The organism is Bradyrhizobium elkanii WSM2783 (assembly GCF_000472865.1).
Classification (GTDB): Bacteria; Pseudomonadota; Alphaproteobacteria; order Rhizobiales; family Xanthobacteraceae; genus Bradyrhizobium; species Bradyrhizobium elkanii_A.
Genome location: NZ_AXAP01000016.1, coordinates 25,067 through 37,203, shown reverse-complemented (window position 1 = coordinate 37,203; position 12,137 = coordinate 25,067). Strand labels below are relative to the sequence as shown.

13 protein-coding genes are annotated in these 12,137 nt (G+C 64.7%); 7 read left to right on the top strand and 6 right to left on the bottom strand.

Annotated elements, in window-relative coordinates; all coding sequences use genetic code 11:
- Positions 1-10 precede the first annotated feature (10 nt).
- On the bottom strand, positions 11-1,009 hold the full coding sequence (gene cobS, locus YY7_RS0116630; RefSeq protein WP_028164232.1) for a cobaltochelatase subunit CobS: 999 nt from the start codon (positions 1,007-1,009) through the stop codon (positions 11-13).
- A 282-nt stretch (positions 1,010-1,291) separates the two neighbouring features.
- Here cobS and YY7_RS0116625 point away from each other — a divergent pair, with 282 nt between their 5' ends.
- On the top strand, positions 1,292-1,954 hold the full coding sequence (locus tag YY7_RS0116625; RefSeq protein WP_028164231.1) for a DedA family protein: 663 nt from the start codon (positions 1,292-1,294) through the stop codon (positions 1,952-1,954).
- A 128-nt stretch (positions 1,955-2,082) separates the two neighbouring features.
- Here the strand turns inward: YY7_RS0116625 and YY7_RS0116620 are convergent, their stop codons facing one another.
- The gene (locus YY7_RS0116620) at positions 2,083-3,306 is read right to left on the bottom strand and encodes a citrate synthase family protein (protein ID WP_028164230.1); all 1,224 of its coding nucleotides are present in this window, start codon (positions 3,304-3,306) and stop codon (positions 2,083-2,085) included.
- 75 nt (positions 3,307-3,381) lie between these two features.
- On the opposite strand from YY7_RS0116620, the gene YY7_RS0116615 reads away from it, so the two are divergent.
- Positions 3,382-4,476, top strand: coding sequence for a citrate synthase/methylcitrate synthase (locus YY7_RS0116615; RefSeq protein WP_028164229.1), 1,095 nt, complete (start codon positions 3,382-3,384; stop codon positions 4,474-4,476).
- Positions 4,477-4,646: 170 nt separating this feature from the next.
- Here the strand turns inward: YY7_RS0116615 and YY7_RS0116610 are convergent, their stop codons facing one another.
- The gene (locus YY7_RS0116610) at positions 4,647-5,297 is read right to left on the bottom strand and encodes a J domain-containing protein (protein ID WP_028164228.1); all 651 of its coding nucleotides are present in this window, start codon (positions 5,295-5,297) and stop codon (positions 4,647-4,649) included.
- A 109-nt stretch (positions 5,298-5,406) separates the two neighbouring features.
- Here YY7_RS0116610 and YY7_RS58105 point away from each other — a divergent pair, with 109 nt between their 5' ends.
- Together YY7_RS58105 and YY7_RS0116600 are read left to right on the top strand one after the other, a co-directional pair.
- Complete coding sequence (locus tag YY7_RS58105) at positions 5,407-5,682, top strand: BolA family protein (RefSeq protein WP_080663730.1); 276 nt, start codon at positions 5,407-5,409, stop codon at positions 5,680-5,682.
- A gap of 177 nt (positions 5,683-5,859) precedes the next feature.
- Positions 5,860-6,306 carry a hypothetical protein gene (locus YY7_RS0116600; protein ID WP_051396746.1) on the top strand — a complete coding sequence of 149 codons (447 nt, stop codon included), beginning with the start codon at positions 5,860-5,862 and terminating at the stop codon, positions 6,304-6,306.
- Positions 6,307-6,429: 123 nt separating this feature from the next.
- Here the strand turns inward: YY7_RS0116600 and YY7_RS0116590 are convergent, their stop codons facing one another.
- Genes YY7_RS0116590 through YY7_RS0116580 form a run of 3 tightly spaced genes read right to left on the bottom strand, consistent with a single transcriptional unit; the run spans position 6,430 to position 9,538 of the window.
- Positions 6,430-7,743: an HlyC/CorC family transporter gene (locus tag YY7_RS0116590; protein WP_028164226.1), complete on the bottom strand. Its 1,314-nt coding sequence runs from the start codon at positions 7,741-7,743 to the stop codon at positions 6,430-6,432.
- Between the two features lie 23 nt (positions 7,744-7,766).
- On the bottom strand, positions 7,767-8,912 hold the full coding sequence (gene aroB, locus YY7_RS0116585; RefSeq protein WP_028164225.1) for a 3-dehydroquinate synthase: 1,146 nt from the start codon (positions 8,910-8,912) through the stop codon (positions 7,767-7,769).
- A complete protein-coding gene (locus tag YY7_RS0116580; protein ID WP_028164224.1) occupies positions 8,909-9,538 on the bottom strand; it encodes a shikimate kinase in 630 nt (209 codons plus the stop codon). Before YY7_RS0116580 ends, aroB begins: the two co-directional genes overlap by 4 nt.
- 140 nt (positions 9,539-9,678) lie before the next feature.
- On the opposite strand from YY7_RS0116580, the gene YY7_RS51835 reads away from it, so the two are divergent.
- The 3 genes from YY7_RS51835 to YY7_RS0116565 all read left to right on the top strand — a co-directional run bounded on the left by YY7_RS51835 (position 9,679) and on the right by YY7_RS0116565 (position 11,975).
- A complete protein-coding gene (locus tag YY7_RS51835; RefSeq protein WP_035690322.1) occupies positions 9,679-9,825 on the top strand; it encodes a hypothetical protein in 147 nt (48 codons plus the stop codon).
- 16 nt (positions 9,826-9,841) lie between these two features.
- Positions 9,842-10,804, top strand: coding sequence for a site-specific tyrosine recombinase XerD (gene xerD / locus YY7_RS0116570; RefSeq protein ID WP_051396745.1), 963 nt, complete (start codon positions 9,842-9,844; stop codon positions 10,802-10,804).
- A 208-nt stretch (positions 10,805-11,012) separates the two neighbouring features.
- Positions 11,013-11,975: an acetyl-CoA carboxylase carboxyltransferase subunit alpha gene (locus YY7_RS0116565; protein WP_028164222.1), complete on the top strand. Its 963-nt coding sequence runs from the start codon at positions 11,013-11,015 to the stop codon at positions 11,973-11,975.
- The last annotated feature ends 162 nt before the right edge of the window (positions 11,976-12,137 follow it).

Here is a 12,137-nt window from a genome sequence, read left to right as displayed (position 1 = left end):
GACATGACCCCTAGCTCAACGCGACGTTAACGGCGGATTCGGGCAGCTCCGCATTGAAGCAGCGCTGGTAGAATTCCGCCACCAATGGCCGCTCGAGCTCGTCGCACTTGTTGAGGAAGGTGACGCGGAAGGCAAAGCCGATATCGCCGAAGATCTCGGAGTTTTCCGCCCAGGTGATTACCGTGCGCGGGCTCATCACCGTCGACAGATCGCCATTGGCGAAGGCGTTGCGGGTGAGATCGGCGAGCCGCACCATCTTGTTGACGATGTCACGGCCTTCCTGGCTGCGGTAGTGCTTCGCCTTGGCGAGCACGATCTCGACCTCCTCGTCATGGGCGAGGTAGTTCAACGTGGTGACGATCGACCAGCGGTCCATCTGGCCCTGGTTGATCTGCTGGGTGCCGTGATAGAGCCCCGACGTGTCGCCAAGGCCGATCGTGTTGGCCGTCGCGAACAGACGGAACGCCGGATGCGGCTTGATCACCTTGTTCTGGTCGAGCAGCGTCAGCCGTCCCGAGACTTCCAGCACGCGCTGGATCACGAACATCACGTCGGGCCGGCCGGCGTCATATTCGTCGAACACCAGCGCGACATTGTGCTGCAGCGCCCAGGGCAGGATGCCGTCGCGAAATTCGGTGACCTGCTTGCCGTCCCGGACCACGATCGAGTCCTTGCCGACCAGGTCGATACGGCTGATGTGGCTGTCGAGATTGACGCGTACGCAGGGCCAGTTGAGCCGCGCTGCAACCTGCTCGATATGGGTCGACTTGCCGGTGCCGTGATAGCCGGTGACCATCACACGGCGGTTCCTGGCGAAGCCGGCGAGGATCGCGAGCGTGGTGGCGCGGTCGAAGCGGTAATCCGCATCAACCTCCGGCACGTGCGGGTCGACTTCCGCATAGGCCGGCACCTCAAGGTCGCTATCGATGCCGAACACCTGCCGGACCGATACTTTCATGTCGGGCAAGCCGGCGGTGTCTTCCAATGTGGTCTGGGCGGCGGTCGTCATTCGTCCTCCGAGGTCCCGGGAATCCCGAAACCAGATTATTCGTTTGGCTGCGGATTGGGTGCTATGCACAAGCCTAGCAGACTGCAACCGCCGGCAGAAGCCTGCGGCGCGATCAAAGTTCCGTTGTTCTTTCATAAAGATAGGTGCTGGACGCGGTTTTTGGAGGGCTGCCCTGCGAATCGCGCCGCACTTTGCCGCGAGGGCCCGCCGCGCTCCCTTTCCAGGCCGGGGGCGAGTTGTTAGCTCTCAAGGTCAGGCAAGACCGTGAGCTGCGGGAATTTTGTGACCACATTCCTTGACCCCCTGATCACCTTCGTTTCGGCCCATGCGTGGCTTGCCTATCTGACATTGTTTGTGGCCGCCTTTCTGGAGGCGGTCCCGGTGGCGGGGTCGCTGGTGCCCGGCTCAACGATCATTGTGGCGATGGGGGCGCTGATCCCCGGCGGCGAGCTGAAGCTATGGCCGGTGCTGGCCGCCGCTGCCGCAGGTGCCCTGCTCGGCGACGGCTCCGCCTACTGGATCGGCCATCGCCGCCAGCGCGAGATCCTGGCTGCATGGCCACTGTCGGGCTATCCGCGCGTGGTCGAGCAGAGCGAGGCGTTTTTCCATCGCTGGGGCATACTCGCGGTGTTCTTTGCGCGCTTCGTGCCGCCGTTCCGTGCCTTCGTGCCACTCACCGCCGGCGCGCTGGATATGCCGCCGGCGCGCTTCTACAGCGTCAATATTCCCGCGGTCCTGCTCTGGGCACCCGTGCACGTGCTGCCGGGCGTGCTCGCGGTCTCTGCGCTGCACGAGTATGGCGGGCTGCCGTATCACCACCATCATGCCGGCAAGCATATCTGGATCCTGGCGGTGATCGCCGGCGCCTTGGTCGTGGCGCTTGCGACCTGGATCATCCGCCGCCGGCGCGGCGTGATGGAGCCGGCGGCGAAGCCGCACACGTAGCCTGTAGCCCGGGTGGAGCCAACGGGTAGCGCGAAAGCGCGTCCGATGACGGGCTCCGCGCAACCCGGGACGTCTCCATCAACGATTACCGCCGGTCCCCGGTTACGCTGCGCTTCACCCGGGCTTCGTCAGATACTCTTGGCTGCCGCGCTGCGTCCGGGCGCCGGCCCGACATATCGTGCGCGCGGGCGAATCAGCCGGCCGTGCTGCAATTGCTCGCTGGCATGCGCGATCCAGCCGACGCTGCGTGCCATCGCAAACAGCGCGAGCTCGCTGCCGAGGGGAAGCCGCAGGCTGTGCACCAGCACGGCCAGCGCATAGTCGATATTGACGAACTCGCCGGTCGCCTCCGCGATCCGCTCTGGAACCTCCCTGGTGAATTTGCGCGCGGCGCCGGCGCGCGCGAGCGCATCCAACAGCGACTGCGCGCGGGGATCGCCGCGCCGGTAGACGCCATGGCCAAAACCGGCGAAGCGCTCGCCGAGCGCGACGCGCTCGCGGATCACCGGCTCGACATCCTGATCGACCAAGGTCTTCACCAGCCGCGATGCCAATACGCCGGCGCCGCCGTGTTTCGGACCCTTGAGCGCCGCCAGGCCGGCAATCACCGCGTCATAGAGATTGAGCCCGGTCGAAGCGGCACAGCGCGCCGTGAAGGTCGAAGCGTTCAATTCGTGATCGGCGAGCAGCACCAGCGTGCGGCGGATCAGGTCGGCGGCATGCTTGTTGCCGGATGCCCAGGCGCCGGCGATCTGCACATGCAGCGGTTCGGACGAGGGTTCGCGGTTCAGCATGGTCGCAACCAATAGCCGGACGATGCGCGCGCCGACCATCGCGCGGCCGTCGGGCGCGCGGGTGAAGGCGCGGGGATCGGCGCTTGCGGCGAGCGCCAGCACGGCAATGGCGCGGTCAATCGGCCCGGCGCGGTGCGCGGCCTCGGCGATGGCGCGCATCTCCCCAGAGACAAACGGGCAGTTGTTCGGCGCAAAGGGATCGACGCCCGTGACATCCCACAACAGCGTCGCCGTGTGCTCGAGCGTATCCTTCTCGGCAAGATCGACGCAGTTCACGCCGCGATAGATCGGCCCGTCCTCGGTGATGGTTGCGATCGCCGAATCCATCACCGGCAAATCGGCATCGAAGCTGCGCAGGCCGCGCGGCTCCGGCGACGGGGTGCGGCGCTCCTTCAACCCGCGGATGTCCTCGGCCCGGTAGCGGTGGCTGCGGGAATCCGCCGAAGGCTCGGAGCGGATCAGGCCCCGACTGACATAGGCGTAGAGCGTAGCCGGCGAGATCGCGAGCTCGGCCGCCGCCTCGCGGGCGGAGAGATAAAGGCCATCGGATTTTTTCATATTGATTAAGCTAATCAAGATTGATCAATCTGTCGAGAGGATCGACTTTCTCCTGATCACGAAAGGAGATCCGCCATGAATATTCAGGTGACCAAAAGCCCTATCGGGCTGGACGGCATTGCCGCCGCCGAAACCGTGCTCAGCCATGTCGACGGCGAGCGCGGCGAACTGATCATCGCCGGCGAGCATGTCAGCGTGCTCGCCTCGACATCGAGCTTCGAGGGCGTCACCGCACGATTATGGAATGCGGCGACCGGAAGCACGCTCAGCGAGTCCAATGTGCGCGCCAAGCTTGGGGCCGCGCGCGAGCGCGCCTTCGCCCGATTGCCCGACGTGCTGCCGGCGACCCGCGGCATGTCGATTGTGGACGGCTTCCGCGCCGCAGTTGCTGGCTTGCGCGCCGAAAACGGGCTCGAGCACGAAGCGACGATCGTCGGCGCCTTTCCGGTGATCGCCGGCGCGCTGGTGCAGCGGGCCAAGGGCCACGATCCGCTCGCGCCCGATCCGAATGTCAGCCACGCTGCGGATACGCTGACGATGCTGCTGAGCCGCAAGCCCGAACCGCGCGAGGTCGCGGCGCTGGATGCCTATCTCGTCACGGTCTCTGATCACGGCATGAACGCGTCCACCTTCACGACGCGCGTGGTGGCCTCGACCCAAGCCGACCTGTTCGCGGCCGTCACGGCCGGCTATTGCGCGCTAACCGGCCCGCTCCATGGCGGCGCGCCGGAGCCGGTGCTTGAGATGCTGGACGCGATCGGCACGCGCGAACGCATCAGGCCCTGGGTCGATGCGGCGCTGGCGCGCGGCGAGCGGCTGATGGGATTCGGCCATCGCGTCTATCGCGTACGCGATCCGCGCGCCGATGTGCTGAAAGATGCGATCGAGCGGCTGGCCGCCGAAGGCGCCGACCTGCCGTTCGCCGGCGAAGTCGAGGCCTATGTCCGCGAGGCGCTGCGGCGGAAGAATCCGACCCGGCCGCTGGAAACGAATGTCGAGTTCTTCACCGCGATCCTGCTCGACGCGCTTTCCATTCCGCGGCAGGCCTTCACGCCGATCTTCGCAGTAGCACGCGCGGCCGGATGGACCGCGCATGCGCGCGAACAGCAGCGCACCGGCCGGCTGATCCGGCCAAGCTCGTCTTATGTGGGGCCGATGCCGAAGGTGTAACCCGCAATGCGCGTCAGTGGAACGACGGCGGGACCACATATTCCGCCGTCGTCCCGGCGAAAGCCGGGACCCATAACCACCGATATGAATTGAAGCGAAGACTGGGCCGACATCTTTTCGTAACCACAGCGTCCTGTGGTTATGGGTCCCGGGTCAAGCCCGGGACGACGTCATGCCTCGCGGACCACGGTCTTGAGATAGTTATACGCCTTGATGATCTCGATCAGGCGGTCTTCGGTGGAACGATCGCCACCGTTGGCGTCGGGGTGGTGCTGCTTCACCAGCGCCTTGTACTTCGCCTTGACGTCTTCGAGCGTCGCCTCGGCGGTGAGGCCCATAACCTGCAGCGCCTTGCGCTCGGCATTCATCACCGTGCGCGCTTCAGTCTTGGCCTGCGCGCCCGGCCCCGGCCGCCAGCCAGCGCGGCCATTGAGTTCGGAGAACACATTAAAGGGATCGGCGGCGCCGCCGAGATCGTCCTCGGCGCTGCCCTTGCCGTGCTTGGCGCTGGTGTTGGCGCCCATCTTCCAGGTCGGGCGATGGCCGGTCAGCGCATCCTTCTGGTAGCGCGCCACCGCCTCAGGATTCATACCCTGGAAAAAATTGTAAGACTGGTTGTACTCGCGAACATGATCGAGGCAGAAATGCCAATACTCGCGCGAGTTCTCGCGGCCCTTCGGCGCGCGGTGCGAACCCTTGTTCTGACAGCCGGCCCATTCGCAGGTGATGGCTTCCTGACCAGCCTGCGCCTGGCGCTTCGCACTCACCTTCGTCGGCTTGATGCGAATGGAGTCGAAGAATTTTGATGAATCGATCGCCATGACTGACTTTGACTACGCAATGCAAAAAGCTTCAAGTCTTGACATTGCGAATACCTCTGCTTCGGATGTGCCATTGACGAAATGCAGCCTTCGAACTATTGCCGCCGCCATGAGCACAAGAGACGTTATTATAAACAAGTTGCGTGAAGCTTTCTTGCCCGAAAGCCTCGAGGTCCAAGATGAATCACATCTGCATGAGGGCCACGCGGGGCATCGGCCAGGCGGCGAGACGCATTTCGGTGTTTATATTGTATCTCAAGCGTTCGAAGGGAAGAGCCGGATCGAACGCCATCGCATGATTAATGCGGCACTCGCCCAGGAACTCGCGGATGGCGTGCATGCGCTCGCGATCCATGCGCAAGCTCCAGCGGAACGACCGCGCTGAGGGGCGCCGCCTGGAAATTTAGCTGAAGAACACGACCGAACTGCGGTTTTGATCAACGTCGCGCAAGACGCCACGGCTGTTTTCCTTTATCAGAGATAGCGGCCTGGGCGATGGACAGTTCCATTGGAATTGGGCAGGCTCATTGCACCATCGCCACCTGTAGCGAGGGGCTGTCAGATGGTTCACTGGGCACATCTGCGATTGGCCGCGGCCGTGATGGCAATGCTGGCGCTCTCTGCGCCCGTACCGGCTGCAGCACAGGCCATGCCGGGCCCGCTCGTTCAGGAAGTGCTCGTGAAAAGCATTTTGGTGACGCTGAGCGATGCCGTCGCCGCCAATAATTTCACCGTCCTGCACGCCAAAATGTCAAAGCCGTTCGCCGAGCAGTTTCCGCCGGAGAAGCTGCAGGCCGTCTTCAAGGATCTCGTCGACAAGCACGCGGTGTTCGACGCCGTGGTGGCAAAGCCTGTCATTGCCGACGAGGAGGCGAAGATCGACGAGAAAGGTGTGCTGCGCCTGAAGGGCCATTTCGAGACCACGCCGAAGCAGGTGAAGTATCAGCTCGCCTTCATCCCCGCCGACGGCACCTGGAAGCTTTCCGGGGTCACCATCGACATTGAATAGGCCGCCAACATCCAGGCCCGTCATGCCCGGCCTTGTGCCGGGCATCCACGTTCTTGGCTGGCACGAGAAAGGCGTGGATGGCCGGGACAAGCCCGGCCATGACGGAGAATCGACGCGCCTGTGCTAGAACGCCGTCCCGGCACGCTTCGGCCTGGGCTCCTCGGCCTCGGCCTCGGCTTCGCGCGGCAGCGCGGTGATGCGCAGCGCCGTGATGCGGTTGCGCTCGCGACGCAGGACGCGGAAGCGGAAGCCGTGGAAGGTGAAGCTTTGGCCGCGCTCGGGGATCGAGCGCGCTTCATGGATCACGAGACCCGCCACCGTCGTGGCTTCCTCGTCCGGCAAATGCCAGTCCATCGCACGGTTGAGATCGCGGATCGGCACCGAGCCGTCGACCACTACGGAGCCGTCGGGCTGGGCACGAACACCCGCGACCACTACGTCGTGCTCGTCGGAAATGTCTCCGACGATCTCCTCCAGGATGTCTTCCAGTGTCACCAGACCTTCGACTTCGCCGTATTCGTCGACGACGAGAGCGAAATGCGTCTTGCGGCGGCGGAACGCCTTGAGCTGCTCGGAGACGGGCCGCATCTCCGGCACGAACCACGGCGGCAACGCGATGGTGGCGACGTCGATGTTCGACGTATCGCCCTCGGCGGCGCGGATCGCGCGCAGCAAATCCTTGGCGTGCAGCACCCCGATGATGTTCTCCGGCTTGTCGCGCCACAGCGGAATGCGGGTGTATTCGGTGGCGAGCACCTCGCGGACCAGTTCCTCCGGCGGCAGATCGGCGTTGATCATGGTCATTTCGGTGCGGTGGACCATCACGTCCGACACCTGCAATTCGCGCAGATCGAGCAGCCCGCCGAACATGTCGCGGTCCTGCTTCTCGACCTTGCCCTCGTGATGCAACAAATCGACGGCGCCGCGCAGTCGCTCGGTCGGCGACAGGATGGCCTGGTTGGCACCGACCTTGATGCCGAAGAGTTTCATCAAGGCGAGCACGATGAACTCGATCACGGTCAGGAACGGTCCGAGCAGATAGACCGTAACCTTCATCGGCCGCGCCACCAGGAGCGATATCCGGTCGGGCGCGTTGATCGCGATGGTCTTGGGCAGCACCTCGGCGAAGATCACGACCATCACCGTCATCACCGCGGTCGCATAGAGCACGCCGACGTCGCCGAACCACGCGGTGAGGATGCCGGTTGCGAGCGCCGAGGCGCCGATATTGGCGATGTTGTTGCCGAGCAGCAGCGCGCCGATCAGCCGCTCGCGCATGTTGAACAGGCTGGAGACCACGCCAGCCTCGCGATTGCCCTGCTTGGACAGCCGCAACATGCTGGCGCGCGAAGCGCCGGTCAGCGCGGTCTCGCTCGCCGCGAAAAAGGCGGAGACCAACAGGCAGACGACGACGATTGAGAACGAAACCCAGGTCAAGCTACGTCATCCGAAGAGCGTTTTTAATTCTCGGCCAGTTTTGCCTTCAGAAAGTCACGCACCGGTGCAGGCTCGACGTCGCGCGCGATCACGGCGCGGCCGACGGCCTCCAGCAGAATGAAGGTCAGCTTGCCGCGCTTGACCTTCTTGTCCTGCGCCATCAGCGCCATCAATGCGTCGGCATCAGCCAGTCCTTCCTGGACGAAGCCGCCAATATCCTGCAGCCGGGTCGGCAACCCTACCGCAGTGAGGTGGCGTTTCACGCGCGCCGCATCCGCTTGCGCAATCATGCCGAGAGAAGCAGAGAACTCCGCCGCCAGCGTCATGCCGATAGCGACGCCTTCGCCGTGGAACAGCCGGTCGGAAAAGCCCGTCGCCGCTTCCAGCGCGTGACCGAAGGTGTGGCCGAGATTAAGCAGCGCGCGTTCTCCGGTTTCGCGTTCGTCGCGCGAAACGATCGCAGCTTTGGCGCGGCACGAGGTTGCGATCGCGTGCTCGCGCGCCGCGCCGCCGGAGAAGATGTCGGCGTGATTGGCTTCCAGCCAGGCGAAAAAGGCCTCATCGCCGAGCACGCCATATTTGGCAACCTCCGCATAGCCGGCGCGGAACTGGCGCGGCGACAGCGTATCGAGCACCGACGTGTCGGCGACGACCAGCACCGGCTGGTGGAACGCCCCGATCAGGTTCTTGCCCTGCGGCGAGTTGATCCCGGTCTTGCCGCCGACCGATGAATCGACTTGCGCCAGCAGCGAGGTCGGCACCTGCACGAAATCGACGCCGCGGCGCAGGATGGCCGCGGCAAAGCCCGCGAGATCGCCGACCACGCCGCCGCCGAGCGCGATGACGAGATCGTTGCGCTCGATCTTGGCCGCGATCAGCGCTTCGCTGACCTCTGTCAGACCGGCATAGCTCTTCGAGCCCTCGCCTTCCTCGACGATGATGCGCGAAGTCGGGACGCCGGCCGCAGCAAGCGACGCCTCGGCCTGTTCCAGCCAATGTTTCGCCACCGTGCGGTCGGTGACGATGGCGGTGCGCGCACCCGGGCGGAGCGCAGCGATCCGTGCGCCAAGCGACGGCAGCATCTCGCGCCCGATCACGATGTCATAGGCGCGGTCGCCGAGTGCGACATCGACGGTGATGGGATCAGAGTGTTTCAATGGCGCAGTCATGATGGGAGGCTAATTCCGTTGGTTGCCGGTTGTGCCGTGCCGTTGCCACAGAGATAGGCATGCAGCGCCTCTAAGCACTCCTCGACGATCCGGTCATGCGGCACGTCGCGCGACGAAATCGTCAGATCGGCGCTCCGGTAGACCGGCTCGCGCTCGCCGAGCAGACGGTTGACCGTGCCCTCGGGATCGGCGGTCTGCAACAGCGGGCGGTCGGCGCGGCGCCGTACCCTGCGCATGATGACATCGGCATCGGCGCGCAGCCAGAGCGAGATCGCCTTGGCACGAATGCAGTTGCGGGTCTCCTCGCGCATGAACGCACCGCCGCCGGTGGCGAGCACCGCCGGCCCGTCGCTAAGCAGGCGGGCGATCACCCGCGCCTCGCCATCCCTGAAATAGGCCTCGCCATGGGTTTCGAAAATCTCCGGGATCGACATGCCCGCCGCCGCCTCGATCTCGGTGTCGGCATCGGTGAAGGGCAGCCTCAGCCGCGCGGCCAGCCGCCGGCCAATGGTCGATTTGCCGGCGCCCATCATGCCCACCAGCACGATCGTCCTCGACCCCAGCACGGCCAGGATGTCGGCCTCCAGGGTCGGGAGCACAGGGAGCGGTGCGGCGCTGTCTGGCATCTAAAGCTCGGTCTCTCGGCGAATTTGCGGCGTTCCGGTCACCTATACTACCCCCGCCAATACCGTTGCCAGAGCCTTGCAACGGCTGAGGGAACATGATGGATGATGCCAATGGTTAATTCGCCGCCCGAGCCTTCGATATGCCGAGCCTGTTCCGCTTCCTGACGGTCCTCGCCGTGATCGGCGGTATCGGCTACGGGATCATTTTCGCACTGGCCAATTTTGTGACCCCGAAATCGCGGGAAATGACGGTGACGATCCCGCCGGATAAGTTCCTCAAGAAATAGCCGCTATGGTCAGGGGATGCGTTCCAAGACACGTTCCAGCACATCAGACGCCGGGCTGATCAGCCTGTTCCTCGACATGCTCGCGGCCGAACAGGGCGCGGGCGAAAACACGCTCGACGCCTATCGCCGCGACCTCGAAGACCTCTCCGAATTCCTCACCCATGCCGGCAAGAGCTTTGCCGGCGCCGACACCCAGACGCTGCGCGACTACCTCGCCGACCTCGACACCCGCGGTTTCAAATCAACCAGCGTCGCCCGCCGGCTCTCCTCGATGCGGCATCTGTTCCGATTCCTGCTCAACGAGCGGATCCGCAGCGACGATCCTGCCGCGATCCTCTCTGGCCCGAAGCGCGGCCGCAGCCTGCCCAAGGTGCTGTCGATCGCCGACGTCGACCGCATGCTGACGCGGGCCAAGGAACTCACGCAAATCGACGCGACACCGGCGCAGCGGCTGCGCGCGCTCCGGCTGCATTGCCTCTTGGAGGTGCTGTACGCCACTGGCCTACGCGTCTCCGAACTGGTCTCGCTGCCGCTATCGGCGGCGCGGCGCGATGCCCGCATGATCGTGGTGCGAGGCAAGGGCAACAAGGAGCGGCTGGTGCCGCTGAACGAGGCCTCGCGCCAGGCGATGGCCGACTATCTCGCCGCGGTGCAGGTCATGAAGCCGGAGAAGAAGGCGGCGCCGTCGAAATGGCTGTTTCCCTCCTTCGGCGAAAGCGGCCATTTGACCCGGCAGCACTTTGCCCGCGACCTCAAGGAGTTGGCGGCCGCTTCCGGCCTGGCGCCGCGGCTCGTCTCCCCGCACGTGCTGCGGCATGCCTTTGCCAGCCACCTCCTGCACAACGGCGCCGACCTGCGCATCGTCCAGACCCTGCTCGGCCATACCGACATCTCCACCACCCAGATCTATACCCATGTGGTCGAGGAGCGGCTGAAGAGCCTGGTGCGCGACCTGCATCCGCTGGCGGAGAAGGCTTAGCCCGGTCGATCCCCGGATTAGGCTTCCAGGCCGGGCTATGGGTTACGCCTTGACTTCGGCGGCTTCTCACAGGAAAGAGCGTCACCGCTTGCGGTCAGCCCACGCGCCTCGGCTTTGGCTGCGTGTTAACTTGTTGAAGATACAAAACTTCTCTTCCAGACCCCAGACCCGCTTCGCCGCCCGCCAGGTTCCTTCCTATATTGCCGTAATGCCGGATCAGATGCGCAGTTACCTCGACTTCGAAAAACCCGTCGCCGAGCTTGAATCCAAGATCGACGAATTGCGCGCGCTGGCGGCGTCCGGCAGCGACATCGGCGACGAGATCGCGCGGATCGAGGAGAAGGCCGGCCAGGCGCTGGCCGACCTCTATGCCAACCTGACGCCCTGGCAGAAGACGCTGGTGGCGCGGCACCCGCAGCGACCGCATTTCACCGATTTCGTCAGCGCGCTGATCACCGAATTCACGCCGCTGGCCGGCGACCGCAAATTCGCCGACGACGAAGCCCTGCTCGGCGGCTTCGGCCGCTTCCGCGGCGAGAGCATCTGCGTGATCGGCCAGGAAAAGGGCGCCTCCACCGAGAGCCGGATCAAGCACAATTTCGGCATGGCCCGCCCCGAAGGCTACCGCAAGGCGGTCCGGCTGATGGAAATGGCCGACCGTTTCGGCATCCCGGTACTCTCGCTGGTCGATTCGGCCGGCGCCTATCCCGGCATCGGCGCGGAGGAACGCGGACAGGCCGAAGCGATCGCGCGCTCGACCGACGCCTGCCTGTCACTGGGGGTGCCCAACGTCGCGATCATCACCGGCGAGGGCATGTCGGGCGGCGCGATAGCGATCACCACGGCCAACCGCGTCCTGATGATGGAGCACGCGATCTACAGCGTGATCTCGCCGGAGGCGGCATCCTCGATCCTGTGGCGGGACGGCACCAAGGCGCAGGAAGCCGCCAACAGCATGAAGATCACCGCCCAGGACATGCTGCGATTCGGCGTGATCGACGAGATCCTGAAGGAGCCGCCGGGCGGCGCCCACCGCGATCCCGCCGCCATGATCGCATCCACCGGCGATGCCATCGCCCAGGCTTTCAACGACCTACGAAATCTTGATGCGGACGCGATCCGCAAGCAGCGGCGCCAGAAGTTTCTCGATATCGGCCGCAAGCTGAGCTAGCCGCCCCGAAGTCGCGGCATTTTGCTCCAGGTCGGCCAGTTTGGCCGCAATTCGGCCCCGGGGCCGGTCTTTAACTCTTGCTTGACCATGCCTGTCATGGTTCCGGCCCGCCGGGCCCCGTTCAGGTTGCGGGTGGGAAGTCCAAAGGTTAGTATTTTAACG

Bases quoted from the DNA above. Each gene is read 5' to 3' on its own strand.
- YY7_RS0116620 (WP_028164230.1), bottom strand. From the start codon at position 3,306: ATGAAAAAATCCGATGGCCTTTATCTCTCCGCCCGCGAGGCGGCGGCC.
- YY7_RS0116615 (WP_028164229.1), top strand. From the start codon at position 3,382: ATGAATATTCAGGTGACCAAAAGCCCTATCGGGCTGGACGGCATTGCC.
- cobS (WP_028164232.1), bottom strand. From the start codon at position 1,009: ATGACGACCGCCGCCCAGACCACATTGGAAGACACCGCCGGCTTGCCC.
- YY7_RS0116565 (WP_028164222.1), top strand. From the start codon at position 11,013: ATGCCGGATCAGATGCGCAGTTACCTCGACTTCGAAAAACCCGTCGCC.
- YY7_RS58105 (WP_080663730.1), top strand. From the start codon at position 5,407: ATGAGCACAAGAGACGTTATTATAAACAAGTTGCGTGAAGCTTTCTTG.
- YY7_RS0116600 (WP_051396746.1), top strand. From the start codon at position 5,860: ATGGTTCACTGGGCACATCTGCGATTGGCCGCGGCCGTGATGGCAATG.
- YY7_RS51835 (WP_035690322.1), top strand. From the start codon at position 9,679: ATGCCGAGCCTGTTCCGCTTCCTGACGGTCCTCGCCGTGATCGGCGGT.
- YY7_RS0116610 (WP_028164228.1), bottom strand. From the start codon at position 5,297: ATGGCGATCGATTCATCAAAATTCTTCGACTCCATTCGCATCAAGCCG.
- xerD (WP_051396745.1), top strand. From the start codon at position 9,842: ATGCGTTCCAAGACACGTTCCAGCACATCAGACGCCGGGCTGATCAGC.
- YY7_RS0116580 (WP_028164224.1), bottom strand. From the start codon at position 9,538: ATGCCAGACAGCGCCGCACCGCTCCCTGTGCTCCCGACCCTGGAGGCC.
- aroB (WP_028164225.1), bottom strand. From the start codon at position 8,912: ATGACTGCGCCATTGAAACACTCTGATCCCATCACCGTCGATGTCGCA.